Origin of the sequence: Azospirillum griseum, from assembly GCF_003966125.1 — a bacterium.
Taxonomy (GTDB): domain Bacteria; phylum Pseudomonadota; class Alphaproteobacteria; order Azospirillales; family Azospirillaceae; genus Azospirillum; species Azospirillum griseum.
Genome location: NZ_RXMA01000028.1, coordinates 1 through 19,645, shown reverse-complemented (window position 1 = coordinate 19,645; position 19,645 = coordinate 1). Strand labels below are relative to the sequence as shown.

Here is a 19,645-nt window from a genome sequence, read left to right as displayed (position 1 = left end):
ACAGCGGGCCGCGCAAACAGAAAACGCCACCAGACTTGCGGGTCTGGCGGCGCGCTCACTCTGGTCGAACAGAAGCCGGTGGGCGTCCGGTTACGCCGCCACGCCGTCCAGCGGAGCCGAGGCGATCAGCTTGTAATGATCGCTGTCGATCAGAACCGAACAGCTCAGGGTTTTCGACACCCCGTCGTCTTCGGTGCTGACGACGCGGGCGTGCGGAATGCCGAGCAAGGTGACGGTTTCCGTCACCCGCCACGCGCGCCCCTTGGCCGCGCCGACCGGCTGGAACACCTGTCCGACCTGGACGTGCTTTTTGGCCATCTTGAACCCTTTTGCGGCCTGCCCGAATCCGGAACCGACCGAGTCGGTGGGCGGGTGGCCGTTGATTGCGCCTGTGTGTGGGATACAGTTAAGCGCAGCGGTGGGGTGCGATCAACACTTTCCTATTTTCGGCAAATGCAGCCGATCCGCCCTGTCCACCCGCCCCGGTGCTCAGCAGCCCGACCGGGGCAGCGCCTCGATCTTCTCCAGGATGGCGTTCACGGTGAAATCGCCGTAGTCAATCTGCATGGATTCGGCGATGCCGTTTTGCAGCAGACGCAGGCTCATTTCGTAATCGGGCTGCGCCGACTCGCTGTGGCTGGGGAAAAAGGCCATGCGCACCGGCCAGGTGGTGGCGTCGCGCAGCAGGGTGTCCTTGGCGGCCCCCTTGGCCGGGCCGGGTTGGCCGATCACGGTGGACACTTCGGTCGCGCCCTCGGCGTCGGCCCCGTCGAAGATGACCCGGCTGAAGAACCGCTCGCCCCGGCGGGCGTGGTCCAGGATGGCCAGCGTGTGGGCGGTGGGGAACATTGCCCCGGCCGGCAGATCGATTTCCTGCGGTTCCGGCTTGGTGAAATGCGCGGTCCCGCTGCCGCCGTTGGCGGGCAGGTTGGCCTCGCCGCGCACGTCGTCGTCGACCTCGCCGTTGATGACCTTGCGGACGTTGAAGCGGTAGCGCGAACCGTCCTTGGCCTCCCACGTCGTGTAATTGGTGTTCATCGCCATCTCGTCGCCTTCGCTGTAGACGAAGCGCAACTGGAAACGCTGCTCGGTGGTCCAGCCGTCGCAGGCATCCGCCCACTCGAACATCATGCGCCCGCGCACGTCGCTGACCTTGGAGCTGTTGCGGGCCGACAGCAGCGACATGGCGTAGATCGCCCGGTGCGGTTGGATTCCGGCGGCCAGATCGGCGGGGGCGGGCAGTCCGTTGGCCAGCGGCGCGGCGGCGGCGGGCAGTGGTGCGCCCAGCGTCAGCGTCAGGCCCAGGGTGACAGCCCCCATCACCGCGCCCTGAAACAGGCCCCACAGGGGGCGACCGGCGGAACGGCGGGCGGTGCGGCGGTTGAACAAGGCGGTATCCACAGGTGATTGTCGGCGCTGCTTCGATTATGGGTGTTTTTAACGCAGTCCGAAAGGGCCGCCACCAGCAATTCCTATATCTGGAAAGGAATTCCCAGGATGGTCACACCCGCAGACCCCAACGCGCCCGCCGTTCGGCCGACGCTGCTGCTGACCCGCCGCTTGCCGGACGCGGTGGAGGCACGCGCCGCCCGCGATTACGCCGCGACGTTGAACCCCACCGACGCCGCGTTGTCGGGGCTGGAGATCGCCGCCCGCGCGGCGGACATCGGGGCCGACGCGGTGCTGTGCTGCGCCGGGGATCGGCTGGACGCCGCCGCCATCGCCGCACTGCCCGACCGGGTGCGGGTGCTGGCGACCTTCTCCGTTGGCACCGATCATATTGATCTGGCCGCCGCCCGCAGCCGTGGCCTGACCGTCACCAACACGCCCGACGTGCTGACCGACGCCACCGCCGACATCGCCCTGTTGCTGATCCTGGGGGCGGCCCGCCGCGCCTCGGAAGGGGAGCGGCTGATCCGCGCCAAGGGCTGGACCGGCTGGACCCCGACCCAACTGATGGGAACGCACATCGGCGGCAAGCGGCTGGGCATCATCGGCATGGGCCGGATCGGGCAGGCGGTGGCCCAACGCGCCCGCGCCTTTGGCATGACCATTCATTACAGCAACCGCAGGCGCCTGCCGCCGGAGTTGGAAGCCGGTACGGTTTATCACGCCGACCCGGAAGAGATGCTGTCGGTCAGCGACGTGTTGTCGCTGCATTTCCCGGCGACGGCGGACACCCGGCATTGGCTGAACGCCGCGCGCATCGACCGCCTGCCGCCGGGGGCCATTCTGGTCAACACCGCGCGCGGCACGGTGGTGAACGACCGGGACGTTGTTGCCGCCCTGCGCAGCGGACGGCTGGCCGCCGCCGGTCTGGACGTGTTCGAGAACGAACCGAACCTGTTCCCGGACTATTGTGACCTCCCCAATGTGTTTTTGTTGCCGCATCTGGGCAGCGCCACGGTCGAAACGCGAAACGCCATGGGTTTCAAGGCGTTGGACAACATCGACGCGGTGATGGCCGGGCAAGAACCGCCCGACCGGGTCCCGTGACCGCATCGGGTGGGATCATTTTTCCCAGTGGCGGCAGAAGCTGCCGGGCGGCAAAGGGCGGCGGGGCAAAATCCGCCGTCCTGTCCCGGACAGCGCTGGCGGAATCCCTGGATTGTCCAATTGGCATAGGTCGTGCATAGGTGATGGCGTAGAGCACCGAACTCCCGCGAAGGAGCCGCCCCATGAACGCCATCGTTGCCACCCTGGACCTGACCTCTCACGCCTGCGACCGCATGCACGGTGATATGGCCTGGAATCCGGTCGCCCTGGCGTCGCGCGTCGGACTGCTGCGGGGCACCGAACGGCAGGCCCTGGACGAGACGCTGGCCCTGTTGGCCGAAGCCCGTGAAACCATCGCCCAGCAACAGGAACGCATCGCGTATCTGGAAAGCCTGACGATGACGGACGAGCTGACCGGTCTGTTGAACCGGCGCGGCTTCTACAGCCACTTCCGGCGCGAGCTGGCCACGGCCCGGCGCACCGGGGTGGGTGGGTTGCTGGTGATGATCGATCTGGACGGTTTCAAGGCAATCAACGACACCCATGGCCATCTGGCCGGTGACAGCTATCTGCGACAGGTCGCGGTGATGATCGCGTCCAGCGTCCGGCAGGAGGATGTGGTCGCCCGGTTGGGCGGCGACGAGTTCGCCGTGCTGCTGACCAACACCGACGTCGCCAACGGTCTGGCCCGCGCCCGCGAGCTGGCCGGATTGGCCGACGCCTGCCACGCCGAATGGGGCGGGGTGGCGCTGCCCGTGCGCTTCTCGGTCGGGACCCAACCCTATGGGGCGGAGGACGACCGTGAGGACGAGGTGATGCGCCGGGCCGACACCATGATGTACGGCGCGAAATGCGCCCGCCGTCAGGAGGCCAAGCGCAAGGGGAAGGCGACCGCCCAACCCGGCGCGGACGTGTAACCCCCTGCCCGTGATGCGCCTGCGGGCGATCCCGGCGACCGATGGGCCGCCCGCAGCGTTGCGGGCGGCTTTGTCGTGTTTGATCAACCCGTTGTGTCGGGTGTGATGCGATGGCGGCGGGGCCGGATCGGGCAAATTAACCGTCGCGACCAGGGGGAAAAAGGGGTATACCGAAGTATGATTGACTCGCGCGCCCTCAACCGCCGCGCCGGTGTGAACCGCGCCCGGCGGTGGATCCGGGTCTGAGCCATGGCCTGAGCCAAGCGGAGTGTGCATGTCGGTGGAACCGGGTGGATCAACCATGGTCGGCGGCGCGTCGGGCAAGACGGTCCTCATCGTCGAGGACAACGAGCTGAACATGAAGCTGTTCCATGATCTGCTCGAAGCGCATGGCTACGCCACACTGCAAACCCGCGACGGGATGGAGGCGATGCGGCTTGCCCGCCAGCACCGTCCCGACCTGATCCTGATGGACATCCAGTTGCCCGAGGTGTCGGGGCTGGAGGTGACGCGCTGGATCAAGGACGATGCCGACTTGCGGTCCATCCCCATCATCGCCGTCACCGCCTTTGCCATGAAGGGCGACGAAGAAAAAATCCGCCAGGGCGGATGTGAAGATTACATTGCAAAACCGATCTCAGTCGTTAAGTTTTTGGAGACGGTTAGAAGGTTTCTAAGCTAACGGTTAACCCTGCAAAGCACCACAGGATCGCATCGCTCCATGTCCGCGCGTGTCCTCGTTGTCGATGATGTTCTGCCGAACGTGAAGCTGCTCGCGGCGAAGCTGACGCGCGAGTACTTCAACGTGATTACGGCCTTCAACGGACCCGAGGCGCTGGAGATGGTGCATCGGGAATCCCCGGACATCGTCCTGTTGGATGTGATGATGCCGGGCATGGACGGCTTCGAGGTGTGCGAGCGCATCCGCTCCGACCCCGCGACCATGCACATCCCGGTGGTGATGGTCACGGCGCTGTCGGACGTGGCCGACCGCGTGCGCGGGCTGGAGGCCGGGGCCGATGATTTCCTGACCAAGCCGGTCAACGACATCGCGCTGTTCGCGCGGGTGCGCTCGCTCGTCCGTCTCAAGATGATGATGGATGAATGGCGGTTGCGCGAAAACACCTCCGGCCAATTCGGGGTGATCGAGCGCAGCGGGACCTTGCTGAACGAATCCTTCGAACGCGCCCGCATCCTGGTGCTGGAGGATTCCGCCCTCGATCTCGACAAGGTCACGGAAACCCTGCAACGCGACCACAACAGCGTGATGGCGACCGACACCGGGGCCAAGGCTTTGGAACGCGCCCTGACCAACGAGCTGGATCTTGTGGTGGTCAGCCTGACCTTGGTCAACGAGGACGGCTTGCGCCTGTGCTCGCAGCTTCGTTCGCACGAACGGACGCGGCAGGTCCCGATCCTGCTGATGGTGGACGAGGGCGATCTGAACCACGTCGCCAAGGGGCTGGAGCTGGGAGCCAACGACTACGTCATCAAACCCATCGACCGGAACGAGCTGCTGGCCCGCGCCCGCACCCAGATCCGGCGCAAACGCTATCAGGAACGGCTGCGCGCGAATTACGAGCAAAGCCTGTCGATGGCGCTGACCGACAGCCTGACCGGCGTCTTCAACCGTCGTTACGTCAACGCCCATCTGCCGCGCCTGCTGGAACGCGCCATCGACAGCCAGAAGCCGGTCGCGGTGCTGATGTTCGACATCGACCATTTCAAGGTCGTCAACGACAGCTACGGCCACACCATCGGCGACGAGGTGCTGCGCGAGGTGTCGGCGCGCGCCAGCCGCAATCTGCGCACCTTCGATCTGGTCGCGCGGCTGGGTGGGGAGGAGTTCATCGTCATCCTCCCCGACACCGACGGCGAGGCCGCGCTGATCGTCGCCGAACGGCTGCGCCAGCGCATCGCCGATGTGCCCTTCACCGTGTCGGCGGTGGGGGCGGACGAAATCTCCGTCACCGTGTCCATTGGCATTTCGGTCGGCGGACGTCTGGGCGACACCGCCGAAACCCTGATCCGCCGCGCCGACGAGGCGCTGTACGAGGCCAAGCGGTCGGGCCGCAACTGCGTGATCGCCGACGCCCGCATCGCCATCGACGGCTGAATCGTTGGTCGGTCGCGGGCAACTTCACCACGCTCATCATCCTCACCACAATGATGCCGCCGCAGCGATCCTGTGCTATCACGGGCGTTCGCGCGCGGGCGGCCCGGTTGGGATCGCTTGCGGGGGCGGGCGAAAGGCGTTACACCAGCTGCCCGTTTTTGTTTCGTTCCGTTTGAACGGCGTTTCGCTCGCATGTCCCTTTTTGATGCCTTGCCGCTCGGCGCTGAGACGGGTGTGGCCGTCCCCTTCGCGCAGGAGGACCTGACCCGCGTCTTCGAGGCGAAGACGTTGCAGCGCGGGCGCACGCTCATCATGACCGGGGCGGTTGCCCTGGGCGAACCGGGCGGCAACCGCATCCGGGCGGAGGTCAATGATCTGGGCCGCCGTCTGGCGGTGGTCATCACCCCGGTGCAGGGCAAGCGCGGCGTCGTGCTGGACCGCAGCTGCACCTGCGGCCGCAACGCCTGCGCCCACATGGCGGCGGTGGCGATGATGGCGCTGGACACCCGGCCGGAATGGCGGCGGGCGTCCCTGTTCGATCTGCCTGACCAGCGTCCGGCCAACGCCCCGGCGGCGGCACCAACCGCGCAACCCGCCCCACCATCACCGCCCGCCCCACCATCACCGCCCGCCGCAGCGGCCCTGCCGCCGCGCGCGGCGCAACCGGCCCTGTCCCTGGTCCGGCCCGTCCCAGCCTCCGCTCCGCTGTCCCCGCCCGCGCCGGTTCCTGCATCCTCAACCGCCAAACCAGCAGCGGAGCGCAGCGTCTGGTGGACGTTGGAGCCGGGGCAGGGCGACGTTGCCTGCGTCATCGCGGCGGAGTTCCGGGCCGACGGTCAGGGCCAGAGCGAGGGCGAGGCGGCGACTCCGCGCGACGTGCTGGCCCGGGCACCGCGCGACATCAACGGCGACGCCGACCGCGCCATCGCCCGGCTGTTGGGCGGCGGCGGCGCGGCGCGCACCCCGGTGGCGAAGAACCGGGGCGAGGCCATCGACCGGCTGTTGCGCCGCCTGCTCGGCACCGGGCGGCTGCGCTGGCGCGACGGCACGCCGTTGAGCGAAGGCCCGGCCCGCGCCGTGCGCGCCTTCCGCGACCCGACCACGCGCAAGCTGCGCCCCACCGGCCTGCCGGAGCGCTGCACGCTGGTGAAGGGGCAATCCTATTGGTGCATCGACTCGGCCAGCGGCAGCGTCTTCCCCGTCGATCTCCAGGTCGTCGAGGTGCCGAAAAGCAAGCCCGCCCCGCCGATCGCCCTCCCGACTCCGGCGGCTTCGTCGCCGTCCGCGCGCCCGGCCCCGTCGCGCCTGTTCGCCCCATCGCGCGCGGCCCCCAGCCTGCCGCCCGCCTTCCGCGACAACGCCATTCCCGGCATCCGCAGCGGGGCCGCCGAGGCCGCCGACATCATCGACCGCTCCCCCCGCGTCATCGCCCGGCTGGGCCGGGTGGTCACGCCGTCGGACGGGCTGGTGGACGTGCTGCGCCTGTCCTTCGATTACGGCGAACCGGGCGGCGAGGCGGCGGAGATCGAACCGGACGACCAGCGCCAGTTCGCCCGTTTTGAGGATTCCGTCGGCACCGTCACCTTTGTCCGCCGCGACAAGGCGACCGAACAGGCGGCGTTGGACCGGCTGTCCGCCTTCGGCTTCGCCCAGGCCCGGATCGAACCGCCCAAGGGCAGCCTGAACGCGCGCGGCGTGCGCGTCCATTGGCTGACCGGGCGCGAGGTGGAGGAGCGCTGGCGCAGCTTCCTCAGCACCGAAATTCCGGCCCTGACCGCCGCCGGGTGGCTGGTGGAGATCGGCAGCGATTTCGGCACCAAGGTGATCGAGCCGGGGGCCGAGGTCGAGGTCGCCGTCCGTGACGCGGGCGATGGCTGGTTTGATCTGGACGTCGGGGTGGAGATCGACGGCGAACGCCGCCCGCTGCTGCCGATCCTGGCGCAGCTGGTCGAACGCGGCGGCCTGTCGGCCACCCGCATCATCGACGGGCGGGCGCACATCGTGCTCGACGACGGCAACGTGCTGGCCCTGCCCGCCGAGCGGGTGGAGCGGCTGATGAGCGTGCTGGACGCCATGCTGGGCACCGGGCGGCCGGTGGGCGACCGGCTGAAGGTGCCGATGGCCGAGGCCGACACGCTGCTCGACATCGACGACCTGATCGCCCGCCGCATGGGCGAAACCGCGCAGATCGACGGCTATCTGAAACGGCTGCGCGACAGCGAAACGCTGGGCGATTGCGCCCCGCCGCCGGGATTCCGGGGGGAGCTGCGCGATTACCAGCGCGCGGGTCTGGCCTGGATGCAAAGCCTGCGCGCCAACAACGTCGCCGGGATTCTGGCCGACGACATGGGGCTGGGCAAAACCGCGCAAACCCTGGCCCACATCGCCATGGAGGCGCAGGAAGGCCGCCTGACCGATCCCTGTCTGGTGGTGGTCCCGACCAGCCTTGTCCCCAACTGGGTGGCGGAGGCTGAACGCTTCACCCCCGATCTGCGGGTGGTGGTGCTGCACGGGCTGGACCGCCACGAAAAGCTGTCCGAACTGGACCGCACCCACATCGTGGTCACGACCTATGGCGTCGTCGCCCGCGACGTCGATCTGTTGAAACGGTTGACCTGGCACATGCTGGTGCTGGACGAGGCCCAGGCGATCAAGAACCCGGACGGCAAGGCCACCCGCGCGGTGGTGGCGCTTCAGGCCCGGCATCGGCTCTGCCTGTCCGGCACGCCCGTGGAAAACAATCTGGGCGAGTTGTGGAGCCAGTTCGCCTTCCTGATGCCCGGCCTGCTGGGCGACCGCAAGGAGTTCGGCAAGCGGTACCGCGTGCCCATCGAAAAGCGCGGCGACAACACGCGCGCCAATCTGCTGATGCGGCGCATCCGCCCCTTCCTGCTGCGCCGGACGAAAGAGGCGGTGGCCAAGGAACTGCCGCCCAAGACGGAAATGGTGGTCCGCATCGACCTCGACCGCGACCAACGCGACCTGTACGAAACCATCCGCCTGTCGGTGAACGAAACCGTGCGCGCGGCGCTGGCGGTCGGCGGCGGGGCGGGCGGCGGTCTGGGCCGCAACACCATCACCGTCATCGACGCGTTGCTGAAGCTGCGGCAGGTCTGCTGCGACCCCCGCCTGTTGAAGATCCCGACGGCGGCCAAGGTGAAGGAAAGCGCCAAGCTGGAGGCGCTGACCGAGATGGTGCGGGAAATGGTCCCGGAAGGCCGCCGCATCCTGATCTTCTCGCAGTTCACCACCATGCTCGACCTCATCAAGGTGGAACTGGAAAAGATCGACGTTCCCTATGTCGAGCTGACCGGGCGCACGCTCGACCGGTCGGAACCGGTCAACCGCTTCCAGAACCGCGAGGTTCCGGTCTTCCTCATCAGCCTGAAGGCGGGCGGGCGTGGCCTGAACCTGACCGCCGCCGACACGGTGATCCATTACGACCCCTGGTGGAATCCCGCCGCCGAGGATCAGGCCACCGACCGCGCGTACCGCATCGGCCAGGACAAGCCGGTCTTCGTCTACAAGCTGATCGCCGCCAACTCGGTCGAGGAACGCATCATCGAGCTGCAACGCCGCAAGGGCAGCCTGTCCGCCGCCACCATCGAAGGCACCGGGCTGGTCAGCGCTTTGGATGGCGGAGACATCGATTACCTGCTGGGTGGCGGCGACACGGCGCAGGCGGCGGAGTAGGGCGATGCCCGTGGATCAGGTGCGCAACCTTCGCTTCGTTGAAAAGACGCCGACGGCTCTGGCCGCCGCCATCGGCCAGGAGGCGGAGATCATGGGCCGCCGGTCCGTTGCGTTTGTCGGTCAGAGCGATCAGGCCGCCGACATCCGGGCGCTGCTGGAACAGAGCGGCCTGACGGTTGCCGAACCTAGCACTGAATCCCCGGAAGGCCCGGTCCTGGTGTTGGGGGACGATGGTCCTGCGGTGGCCGCCACCCTGATGGGTTTGCTGAATTGCCGCTCCGTCCGCGCCGTTGCGCCAATCACCGACCGCTATTGGCGCAACAAGGGCCTGTTCATCGTCACCATCCCCAAATCCGGCTCGCATCTGCTGATGCGGCTGGTCAAGATGCTGGGCTATGCGGAGGGGGGTGAATGCCCGCGTCTTCCCCAAACCCGCCGGTTTGTTGGTCGCTGGTATACCCTGGAATATTCCAACGCCCACACCGCAGCCCCTGACTTCTTCATCGACACCGTCCGGCGCAGCCCGTTCGGAAACCGGGACCATCCGTTTTCGCGCAATCCCACCTTGTTCATGTACCGCGATCCGCAGGACATTCTGCTGTCGGAAGCGCGCTATTATCATGTCGAAGGCAAGACGAGCTTCGCCGGTTATCTGTCGCAACTGGATCTGGAAGAGCGGCTGCTGCGTCTGGTGGACGATCCCTGGCTGCTTGGCAGCATCCGTGACCGGATCGGCAAATTCATCGCCTGGGCGGATTTTCCCAACGTCATCCCCGTTTCGTTTGAAGAGCTGGTGGGGCCGGACGGTGGCGGCGACCGGACCCGTCAGTTGGATTTGCTGTGGTCCCTGTTGCTCAAGCTGCAAGTGGACGGGGACCCCGCCGCCCTGTCCCAGAACCTGTTCGATCCGGACAGCCCGACCTTCACGAGCGGGCGTCTGGGGGGGCACAAGCGCCTGTTCACCCCGGCTGTGCGGGAACGGTTTGACCGGTTGCCGCAGGATTTCATGAAGGCGCTCGGCTATGGGAGCGACGATAGCCCCTTCTCCCGGCGTTGCGAGGAGTTCCGGTGCCGCCCGCTGCACCTGTCGACGATCCATTTCCAGGACGAACCGATCCTGGAGGGCACCTTTCTCGAACACAACATCGTCCGGTTCCGCAACCGCTTTCTGGGGCTTCATGTTCGGCTGGGGCCGACCGATTTGACGGCGATGGACGATGCGGGTCTGTCCCGGTTTCCCAGCGGTCACACCGTTGACGAACTGCAGTTGCAGATCATCAAAAGCCGCTTGGAGCCGACGACCACCCACTTCCAGGATGTACCGATCCTGGAGGGCACCTTCCTCGAACACAACATCGTCCGGTTCCGCGACCGCTTTTTGGGGCTTCATGTCGGGCTGGGACCGACCGATCTGACGACGATGGACGATGCGGACCTGACCCGGTTTCCCAGCGGTCGCACCGTCGGCGAACTGCAGTTGCAGATCATCAAAAACCGCCTGGAGCGTGGCTGACGGGGCAGGGTGTTTCAAACGTTTCCTTCGCCCACGCCGACCCTCCGGTTCCGAACCGTTGAACCGGGGCAGGCGTGGAACCGGTCAGGCCGCAGCGGCCCCATCCGCGCCGGTGTCGTCCTCCGCCCCGCCGCGCCCGCGCCGGACCAGCGCCGCCGCCTGGATCAGCACCTCCGGCCCGGCACCGGGCAGATGGGCGTTTTCGCTGATGTGGCGTCGCCACGCCCGCGCGCCGGGCAGGCCCTGGAACAGGCCCAGCATGTGGCGGCTGATGGCGGCCAGCGGGGTTCCGCGCGTCCGCCGCGCCTCTTCGGCGTAGTCGGCCATCGCGGCGACCACGGCGTGACGGTCTGGTTGGTCCGCGCTGGCGTCGTGGAACACGCGCCGGTCGGCGTCGGCCAGCAGATAAGGGGTTTCGTAGGCCGCGCGCCCGATCATCACGCTGTCGAGCGCGGGGAGATGCGCCAGCGCCTCGTCCAGGCTGCGGATGCCGCCGTTGATGGCGATGGTCAGATGGGGGAACTCCTGCTTCAGTCGGTGGACCAACTCGTAACGGAGCGGCGGCACGTCGCGGTTTTCCTTGGGGCTGAGGCCCTTCAGCCAAGCCTTACGGGCGTGGACGATGAAATGGGTGCAGCCGGTGGCCGACACGGTGCGGACGAAGCGTTCCAGCGTCGGCCATTCCTCCATCTCGTCGATCGCGATGCGGGATTTGACGGTGACGGGGATGGACACGGCCTCGCGCATCGCGCCGATCAGGCGGGCGACCAGATCGGGTTCGGCCATCAGGCAGGCCCCGAAGCGGCCCGACTGCACGCGGTCGCTGGGGCAGCCGACGTTCAGATTGACCTCGTCATAGCCCCACTCCTCGGCGATGCGGGCGCAGGCGGCGAGATCCGCCGGGTCCGACCCGCCCAACTGCAAGGCGACCGGATGTTCGGCGGCGTCGAACCCCAACAGCCGCTCGCGGTCGCCGTGCAGCACGGCACCGGTCGTCACCATCTCGGTGTAGAGCAGCGTGTTGCGCGACAGCAGGCGATGGAAGTACCGGCAATGGCGGTCGGTCCAGTCCATCATCGGGGCGACGGAAAGCGGAATGGCGGTCATGCGGGGGGCGGGTCCGAAAGCGGGCGGGTGCAAAAAACGGTGAGCGCCTTCATCTGGCCGATTCGGCGGGCGAAGTCCAGCGCGGTCGCCGCAATCCTGTCCCCACCGCAATCCTGTTCAAGACGGCGCGCGTGGCGGGCTGTTAGGCTGTGGCCATGGACCAGCACGACGCCCTGACACGCGCCCCGTTGCGGGGGCGGGATTTCGCCCGGCTGTGGCGCGAGCGGCGCTTTGACGGCATGGAATGCCTGAACGCGCGCTTCCATCACCACAGCTACGCCCCGCACACCCATGAAACCTATGTGATCGGCGTCATCACCGCCGGGGCGGAGCTGTACCGCTGCCATGGGGTGGAGCGGGTGGCGTCGGCCGGGCAGGTGGTGGTCGTCAACCCGGAAACCCTGCACGATGGCCGCCCGGCGGACAGCGGTTACGCCTACCGCATGTTCTACCCCTCCGTCGCGCTGCTTGAACAGGCGGTGGCGGACGCGCTGGGCCGCCCGCTGCTGCCCCATTTCACCGAACCGGAGTTCAACGACCCGGTGGTCTTCCAGGCCATCCAGGCCCTGCATCATGGCTTGGAAGGGGAGGAACCGGATCCCCTGCGCAACGACATCGACGCCCTGCGCGCCTTCACCGCCGTGGCGCTGCGCCACGGCAACCTGATGGGCAACCTGCGCCCGGCGGGGCGTGAACCGCTGGCGGTGCGCCGCGCCCGCGACTATCTCGACGCCCACATCGACAGCCCGGTCGAACTCAGCGATCTGGCCGGGGCGGTGGGGTTGAGCCGCTTCCACCTGCTGCGGGTCTTCCGCGCCGCCGTCGGGACCACGCCGCACGGCTATCTGACCGACCGGCGGGTGCGGCGGGCCAAACGGTTGCTGGACGGGCCGGAGACTCTGGCCGACATCGCGCTGTCCTGCGGCTTTTGCGATCAGGCCCATTTCAGCCGGGTGTTCAAGGCGCAGGTCGGCGTGTCGCCCGGCCAGTATCGGCGCGGCGCCAATCTGGGCGGCAGCAATCCTGTGCAAGACCGGGCCGGGCCGCGTCTCCACACTGTCGCCCTATGACCACGATCACGTTGCCATCCCCGGTGTCCGTCCCGCGCGAGGTCGCGCTCGGCGCCGTTCATGCCCTGCCGATTTTGGCGGGGGCCGTTCCCTTCGGGCTGCTGCTGGGCAGCCTTGCCGCCAAGGCCGGGTTGACGCCGCTCGACATGGGGTTGATGAGCGGCATCATCTTCGCCGGAAGCTCCCAATTCGTCACGGTGGAGATGTGGGGCCACGGCGCGCCCGGTCTGGCGGTGATCGCCAGCGTGCTGCTGGTCAATCTGCGCCATCTGCTGATGGGGGCGACGCTGGCCCCGCGCTTCCAGGGCGTGCCGCCCGTCCGCGCCGCGCTGGCCCTGTTCTTCATGACCGATGAGGTGTGGGCGCTGGCCCTGCGCCGGGGCGGCCAACTCACCTTTGCCTATTGGTTCGGGGTGGGGCTGACGCTCTATGTCGGCTGGCTGTGCGCCACGGTGGCGGGCACGCTGGCCGGGGCGCTGGTGTCGGATCCCGCCGCCTGGGGGCTGGATTTCACCTTCATCGCTGTCTTCCTCTGCCTGCTCGCCGGGTTGTGGAGCGGGGCCGGTTCCCTGCCGCCCTGGCTGGCGAGCGCGGCGGCGGCCCTGGCCGTTCACAGCCTGCTGCCGGGCGGCCCCTGGCACATCCTGGCCGGTGCGGTCGCGGGTGGGGCGGTGGCGGCGTGGCGGGGCCGGTCGGCCACGCCTGGACAGGAGGCCAAGTGATGGACACCACTCTGTTCGATCCGGGGCTGCTGGGCGTGATCGTCGCGGCGGGGCTGCTGACCTGGATGACGCGCGTCGGGGGGCCGTGGTTGATCGCCCGCGTGCGGCTTGGCCCGGCGGCGAACGCGGCGCTGGAGGCCACGCCGGGCGCGGTTCTGGTGGCGTTGGTCGCTCCGGCGGCGCTGTCCCGCCCGTCCGACGCCATCGCCGCCCTGTTCGTCTGCCTGATCGCCCGCCGGGTGCCGATGGCGCTGGCGGTGGCGTTGGGGGTGTTGGCCGTGGTGATCCTGCGCCGACTTCTGTGATACCGGGTTCAGAAAACTCTGACTGTCTGAACCCGGTATCGCCCGCGACGGCGGGCGCGCGCCGGTAGGCGCGGAGCCTGCGTGGCGAATGAACGCAGCGGTCAGAATGTTCTGACCGCGTAAGAGGGCATCCCGCAGCGCAAAATTTTTCTGGCGCTGCGGGAATAGGCCGATGGGGTGGCCTGTTGGTGTCGATGTCCGGCGACCGCCCAGGTTGCCCCTTTGTCAGGGCATCGCGCATCCCATGATCTCCCCGACTGTGATCCCCCCGACTGTGCACACTCCGAATCGTTCGATCCGGCGCACCGCCATCGCCGTCGCGCTGCTGGCCGTCACCGTCGGCCACGCGTGCGTCTGGTCCTGGCGCAACGCGCCGACGGTGGTGGAGGCCGAACCCGGCCGCCTCGCCTCCGTCTCCTATTCGCCGTCGGGGCGCGACTATGACCCGACCCGCTCGCCGGTGGTGGCGCGGGCCGATCTGGAAAAGGACATGAGCGCCATCGCCGGATTCGCCGATGGGATCCGCACCTATTCCAGCCTCGGGTCGCAAGGGCAGGTGCCGGAGATCGCGGCGGCCAAGGGGCTGGACGTGACGCTGGGCGTCTGGTTGAGCCGCGACGCCGCCCGCAACGAGCAGGAGGTGGCCCGCGCCATCACCCTGGCCAAGACGGTGCGCGGCATCCGCCGCATCGTCGTCGGCAACGAAACCCTGCTGCGCGCCGACCTGACCGACGCCGAGCTTGCCGCCTTCATCAAGCGGGTGCGCGCCGCCGTGCCCCGCACCATCAAGGTGGGGACCGCCGATGTCTGGTCGGAGATGCTCAACGCCAACGCCACCGTCGCCGCGTCGGACTTCATGGGCGTCCACGTTCTGCCTTATTGGGAGGGCGTGCCCGTCGACCATGCGCTGACCTGGATCCGCGACCGGCTGGACAGCGTGCGCAAGGCCCATCCCGGCAAGAAGCTCTACATCGGCGAAGTCGGTTGGCCTTCGGGCGGGGAGAATTTCCACGACGCCTACCCGACGCCGCAGGCCCAGGCCGCCGTCGTGCGCGGTTTTGCGGCGGAGGCCGGGGCGCTGGGGCTGGATTACAACGTGGTCGAGGCGTTTGACGGCGTGTGGAAATCCACCATCGAAGGTTCGCCCGGCCCAAGCTGGGGCGTGCTCGACGCCGACCGCGCGCCGAAATGGCCGCTGTCCGGCCCGGTTGGCCCGTCCTTTGGCGACCGGCTGGGGGCTGGGCTGGCGCTGGCGGTCGGTGTGGCCCTGTCGGCCTTCGCCGCGTTCCGGCGGCGCAGCAACGCGGCCTTTGCCCTGGCCGCTGGGCTGGGCGGCCACGCGGTCGGTTTTGCCGTGGGCGCGGCGGCGGCGGCGGCCTATGGCGAGTATCTGACCTTTGGCGCGCTGACCACCTGGGGATCGGCCTTCGCGCTGGGCGCGCTGATGCTGGGCGTGGCCTTTGCCGATTGGGTGTCGGTCGCCCGGCGGCTGCTGACCGGACGGGCGGCGGAGCTGCTGCCGCGCCGCCTGCGCCCCACCGCCGCCGCGCCGCTGGTGTCCATCCACGTCGCCGCCTGCCGCGAGCAGCCCGACGTTCTGGCCGAAACGCTGACCGCGCTGTCGCGCCTTGACTACCCGAATTACGAGGTCGTCGTTCTCATCAACAACACGACCGAAGAGCATCTGGTTCGCCCGGTGGAGGCGCTGTGCGCCGCGCTGGGTCCGGCCTTCAAGTTCCACTGGTATCCGAAGATCGAGGGGTTCAAGGCGGGCGCGCTGAACGCGGCGCTGCGCCACACCGATCCCAACGCCGCCATCATCGCCGTGCTGGACGCCGATTACACCGTGTCCCCCGATTGGCTGTCCAAGCTGGTCCCGGCCTTCGCCGACCCGGCGGTTGGCATCGTCCAGGCCCCACAGGAGCATCGCGACGGCCACGACACCGCCCTGAAAGCGGCGATGGCCGCCGAATACCGCCCCTTCTTCGACGTCGGCATGCAGGAGGGGGTGGCCAATCAGGCCTTCATCTGCCACGGGACCATGATCCTGCTGCGCCGCGCGGCGATGGAGCGGGTGGGCGGCTGGTCGGAGGCGGGGATCTGCGAGGACACCGAGTTGGGCTTGCGCATCCTCGCGGCGGGCTACCGCGCCGCCTACACCGACGAACGGCTGGGCGCGGGGCTGGCCCCGGACAACTTCACCCAGTTCCGCAAGCAGCGCGACCGTTGGGTGTTCGGCTCCACGCAAATCCTGCGGGCGCATGGCCGTGCCTTCCTGCCGGTGGCGCTGGGCGGGTCCAGCGGTCTGACGGCGGTGCAGAAGCGGGGCTATCTGCTCAATTGGCTGCGCTGGTGGTCGGACGCGGTCGGGCTGGTCGCCGCTGTGGCCGCTGTGGTCTGGACCTTCGCGTCCCTGGTTCTGCCGCTGCATCTGCCGCCGGTCGCCGCGACCGCCGCCGTGCTGGGCGGGTTGGGCTTGCGGGTGGTGGCGAGCCTGCTGGCCGCGCGTTACGCCTCCGGCAACCGCTGGGGCGAGAGCGTCAGCGCCTGCGCCGTCGGCATGGCGCTGTCCACCACGGTGGGGCTGGCCGCGCTGCGCGGCGCGGTGCGGCGCAAGGACGCCTTCCGCGTCACCGCCAAGGGGGGCAAACGGTCGCAAAGCCGCTTCTGCGCCCGGCCGGAAGCCATCCTGTCGGCGGCACTGCTGGCCGCGTCGCTGACCGCCGCGCTGGTCAACCCGCTCGGCACGCTGTCGCTGACGCTCTGGGCTGTGCTGCTGGCGGCGATGGCGCTGCCCAACCTGATGGCGGTCGGCTTTGCCCTGCTCGACACGCTGCCGGACCGCAAGGCCGCCGTGGCGACGACGGTGGCCCCGCAAGCCGCCCCGGCGGGTGCGCAGCGTGGGCGGGCGCTGGCCGCCTGATCCCGGGTGTGACAACGCCCCGTTTCCTCCCCGTGCCGGGTTGGAAACGGGGCGTTTTTTTGCGTTGTGGCCCGTCGCGCTTCGTGTCTACCATTTCCAACGCTCAAGCGTGGATGAAGGGGGTAGGCCGTGCCCGACGCGAACCCATCCGTGCCACCGACCCGCGCGTTGTTGACCGACGAGAATCGTTGCCGCCTGGAAGGCTGGCTGGCCGAACAGGCCGGGGCCAGCCGTGCGACCGTGACCGATGACGGGTGGTTGGGCAGCGGCGGTTTCCGCCCGAATCTGGGCGTCACGCTGACGCTGGCCGATGGGCCGATGGCCGGTCGGCACGCCTGCGTGCTGCGGGCGGAAACGGCGGATCGGATTTCCGCCAGCATCGGCAAGCGCCGTGAGTTCGCCGCCCTGCGCGCCGCCCACGGCGCCGGGGTTCTGGTCCCGGAACCGCTGTTCCTGTGCGACGATCCCGCCATTCTTGGCCCGGACTTTTTCCTGATGCGGCGGATCGCCGGGGTGGGGGCGGGCTTCGCCGTGGTCAAGGGCGACGCGCCGATGCCCGATCTGGCGCGGGAGTTGGGGCGGCAGCTTGGTCGCCTGCACCGGATCACGGCGGCCAACCCGGATTTGGAGGTGTTGGCCCCGCCGCCCGATTGCCCGGCGCAGGAGGTCATCCGCCAATGCCGCGACTGGATCGGCGACGCCGCCCAGCGCGATCCGGTTCTGGTCTGGGGGCTGCGCTGGCTGCACGTCCACGCGCCGTTGCCGGGGGCGGTCGTGCTGTGCCATCGCGATTTCCGCACCGGCAATTATCTGGTTCAGGACGGCGTGTTGACCGCCATTCTGGATTGGGAATGCGCCGGTTTCAGCGACCCGATGGAGGATGTGGCGTGGTTCTGCGCCCGGTCCTGGCGCTTCCGCCGCAGCCACCGCGAGGCCGGCGGCATCGCCGACCGCGCCGATTTTTACGCAGGTTACGAGGAGACCTCCGGTCGCCGCGTCGATCCCCAGCGGGTGGCCTATTGGGAAACCGCCGCCTATGTGCGGTGGGCCGCCATGGCGATCCAGCACGGCCGCTTGCACAGCGCGGGCGGTGAACCCTCGCTGGAACTGGCGCTGACCGGGCGGATGCTGCCCGACATCGAAATGGACCTGCTGCGCCACCTGCGATCCGCCGCCGCCCGCGCGGTGGCTCCTGCTGAAAGGATCGGCTGATGCGCACCGACCCCAACGCCCACACCCTGTTGGAACTGGCCGCAGCCACCCTGCGCCGCGATGTGCTGCCCCATCTGCCGCCCGAGGGGCGCTACGCCGCCCTGATGGTGTCCAACGCGCTGGCGATGGCGGAGCGCGAGTTGCGCGGCCTGGACGACTCCGGGCGGGCCATGCTGCTGGCGCTCGTGCCGCTGTGCGGCGCGGACGCCGACCCCAGCCTGACCGGGGAGGAACTGGCGACGCGGGTGGACGCCCTGCAACACCGCCTGTGCATCGAGATCGCCACCGGGGCCTTTGACGGCGATGGTCAGGACCTGTTGATGGACGCGCTGGAGGCCATCGTGCGCGCCCGACTGTCCATCGCCAACCCCAGGGCGGTTCCGGCGTCTTGATGCGCCGGATGATGGCGGACCGGCGGCACCAAACCACCGCGTATGTCATTCGGTCTCATAATTTCAAAGGGAAAACCCCAAAAGAAATTTAACGCAAGCGCGCGCAAGATGTGACCCTGAACGATGTTTGGGGAGGAGACCATGGCTGTGCGCGCAATCGCTCTCTGTCTGGTCGCGATGTTCCTGTCGGCCAACGCGCTGGCGCAGACGGTGGTGCGGTACAACGCACCGGAATCGAACCGCGACCCTCGGCACGAATACCCGCTGGCGGTTCTCGAGCTGGCGTTGAAGAAAACCGAAGCGACCGACGGGCCATTCCGGTTGCAAGCGGTGGAAACCAACGCGCCGGGGCCGCGCCTGATCGACATTCTGGAGGCTGGCGACACGTTTGACCTGCTGGTCGCGTCCACGTCCAAGGAGCGATCCGATCGGTTGTTGGCGGTCAATTTCCCGCTCGACAAGGGCTTGCTGGGCTACCGCGTCTTCCTGATCCGAAAGGAGGACGCGCCGCTGTTCGCGGCGGTCAAGACGCTGGATGACCTGATGAAGCTGTCGGTCGGGCAGGTGTTTTCCTGGGCCGACACCCAGATTTTGGCGGAGGCCGGGTTCAACGTTCAGCGGACGACCGGTTACGCCAACTCCTTTTCCATGCTGCAGGCCGGGCGCTTCGCCGGGTTTCCGCGTGGGGCCAACGAAGCCTATGCCGAGTTGGAAAGCAACGGCGGCGAGGCCAGCGGCATCATGGTGGAACCCACCGTGGCGCTCTATTACCCGCTGACCCGGTATTTCTACGTGAACAAGAAAAACACCGTTCTGGCCGACCGCTTGATGCGTGGGTTGAAGGCGGCGCAGGCGGATGGCTCCTTTGACGCCTTGTTCAACAGCCACCCGCAAATCAAGTCGGTGTTGGATCAGGTCCATTTTGAAAAGCGGAAGATCTTCCGCATCAAGAATCCGATCCTGCCGGACGGGGTGCCGCTGGACAACCCGGCCCTGTGGTTCACACCCGCCAGCGCCTCGTGATCGGCGGATCAGATCTTGCGGGACGATCAACAGGGATGAGCAGACGGGGGCGTTCTGTCGGTGATGGTGCACGGGAATCGCATTTGGAAAAGATGAGTAGCAGCGTTCGTTGAAATGGATTCTGTATGTCGGCCCTTATGGCGGGAGCTGGGTCGA

General features: G+C 68.1%; 16 protein-coding genes. 13 read left to right on the top strand and 3 right to left on the bottom strand.

The window, feature by feature from the left end; all coding sequences use genetic code 11:
* Nucleotides 1-90: 90 nt before the first annotated feature.
* Both EJ903_RS21660 and EJ903_RS21655 read right to left on the bottom strand, forming a co-directional pair.
* On the bottom strand, nucleotides 91-318 hold the full coding sequence (locus EJ903_RS21660; RefSeq protein ID WP_126619382.1) for a hypothetical protein: 228 nt from the start codon (nucleotides 316-318) through the stop codon (nucleotides 91-93).
* Nucleotides 319-489: 171 nt separating this feature from the next.
* A complete protein-coding gene (locus EJ903_RS21655; RefSeq protein ID WP_246015827.1) occupies nucleotides 490-1,401 on the bottom strand; it encodes a cell envelope integrity EipB family protein in 912 nt (303 codons plus the stop codon).
* A gap of 96 nt (nucleotides 1,402-1,497) precedes the next feature.
* Here EJ903_RS21655 and EJ903_RS21650 point away from each other — a divergent pair, with 96 nt between their 5' ends.
* The 6 genes from EJ903_RS21650 to EJ903_RS21625 all read left to right on the top strand — a co-directional run bounded on the left by EJ903_RS21650 (nucleotide 1,498) and on the right by EJ903_RS21625 (nucleotide 10,735).
* Entirely contained in the window at nucleotides 1,498-2,496 is a 999-nt protein-coding gene (locus EJ903_RS21650; RefSeq protein ID WP_126619380.1) for a 2-hydroxyacid dehydrogenase, read from the top strand.
* Nucleotides 2,497-2,678: 182 nt separating this feature from the next.
* Nucleotides 2,679-3,413 carry a GGDEF domain-containing protein gene (locus EJ903_RS21645; protein WP_126619378.1) on the top strand — a complete coding sequence of 245 codons (735 nt, stop codon included), beginning with the start codon at nucleotides 2,679-2,681 and terminating at the stop codon, nucleotides 3,411-3,413.
* Nucleotides 3,414-3,687: 274 nt separating this feature from the next.
* Nucleotides 3,688-4,095 carry a response regulator gene (locus tag EJ903_RS21640; RefSeq protein ID WP_126619376.1) on the top strand — a complete coding sequence of 136 codons (408 nt, stop codon included), beginning with the start codon at nucleotides 3,688-3,690 and terminating at the stop codon, nucleotides 4,093-4,095.
* A gap of 39 nt (nucleotides 4,096-4,134) precedes the next feature.
* Entirely contained in the window at nucleotides 4,135-5,529 is a 1,395-nt protein-coding gene (locus EJ903_RS21635; RefSeq protein ID WP_126619374.1) for a PleD family two-component system response regulator, read from the top strand.
* Between the two features lie 192 nt (nucleotides 5,530-5,721).
* Nucleotides 5,722-9,222 carry a DEAD/DEAH box helicase gene (locus tag EJ903_RS21630; protein WP_126619372.1) on the top strand — a complete coding sequence of 1,167 codons (3,501 nt, stop codon included), beginning with the start codon at nucleotides 5,722-5,724 and terminating at the stop codon, nucleotides 9,220-9,222.
* A gap of 4 nt (nucleotides 9,223-9,226) precedes the next feature.
* Complete coding sequence (locus EJ903_RS21625; protein WP_126619370.1) at nucleotides 9,227-10,735, top strand: hypothetical protein; 1,509 nt, start codon at nucleotides 9,227-9,229, stop codon at nucleotides 10,733-10,735.
* A gap of 84 nt (nucleotides 10,736-10,819) precedes the next feature.
* Here the strand turns inward: EJ903_RS21625 and dusA are convergent, their stop codons facing one another.
* The gene (gene dusA / locus EJ903_RS21620) at nucleotides 10,820-11,842 is read right to left on the bottom strand and encodes a tRNA dihydrouridine(20/20a) synthase DusA (protein WP_126619368.1); all 1,023 of its coding nucleotides are present in this window, start codon (nucleotides 11,840-11,842) and stop codon (nucleotides 10,820-10,822) included.
* A 155-nt stretch (nucleotides 11,843-11,997) separates the two neighbouring features.
* On the opposite strand from dusA, the gene EJ903_RS21615 reads away from it, so the two are divergent.
* From EJ903_RS21615 to EJ903_RS21585, 7 genes are all read left to right on the top strand, one after another.
* A complete protein-coding gene (locus tag EJ903_RS21615; protein ID WP_126619366.1) occupies nucleotides 11,998-12,912 on the top strand; it encodes a helix-turn-helix transcriptional regulator in 915 nt (304 codons plus the stop codon).
* A complete protein-coding gene (locus EJ903_RS21610; protein WP_126619364.1) occupies nucleotides 12,909-13,634 on the top strand; it encodes an AzlC family ABC transporter permease in 726 nt (241 codons plus the stop codon). The genes EJ903_RS21615 and EJ903_RS21610 overlap by 4 nt, the downstream gene beginning before the upstream one ends.
* Nucleotides 13,634-13,939 carry an AzlD family protein gene (locus tag EJ903_RS21605; RefSeq protein ID WP_246015825.1) on the top strand — a complete coding sequence of 102 codons (306 nt, stop codon included), beginning with the start codon at nucleotides 13,634-13,636 and terminating at the stop codon, nucleotides 13,937-13,939. Before EJ903_RS21610 ends, EJ903_RS21605 begins: the two co-directional genes overlap by 1 nt.
* A 274-nt stretch (nucleotides 13,940-14,213) precedes the next feature.
* Nucleotides 14,214-16,862 (top strand): glycosyltransferase, encoded by a 2,649-nt coding sequence (locus EJ903_RS21600; RefSeq protein ID WP_246015823.1) that lies wholly within the window; start codon nucleotides 14,214-14,216, stop codon nucleotides 16,860-16,862.
* A gap of 129 nt (nucleotides 16,863-16,991) precedes the next feature.
* Complete coding sequence (locus EJ903_RS21595; RefSeq protein WP_126619358.1) at nucleotides 16,992-18,074, top strand: phosphotransferase family protein; 1,083 nt, start codon at nucleotides 16,992-16,994, stop codon at nucleotides 18,072-18,074.
* Nucleotides 18,074-18,466 carry a DUF6285 domain-containing protein gene (locus tag EJ903_RS21590; protein ID WP_126619356.1) on the top strand — a complete coding sequence of 131 codons (393 nt, stop codon included), beginning with the start codon at nucleotides 18,074-18,076 and terminating at the stop codon, nucleotides 18,464-18,466. The genes EJ903_RS21595 and EJ903_RS21590 overlap by 1 nt, the downstream gene beginning before the upstream one ends.
* A gap of 141 nt (nucleotides 18,467-18,607) precedes the next feature.
* The gene (locus EJ903_RS21585; protein ID WP_158627971.1) at nucleotides 18,608-19,489 is read left to right on the top strand and encodes a substrate-binding periplasmic protein; all 882 of its coding nucleotides are present in this window, start codon (nucleotides 18,608-18,610) and stop codon (nucleotides 19,487-19,489) included.
* The last annotated feature ends 156 nt before the right edge of the window (nucleotides 19,490-19,645 follow it).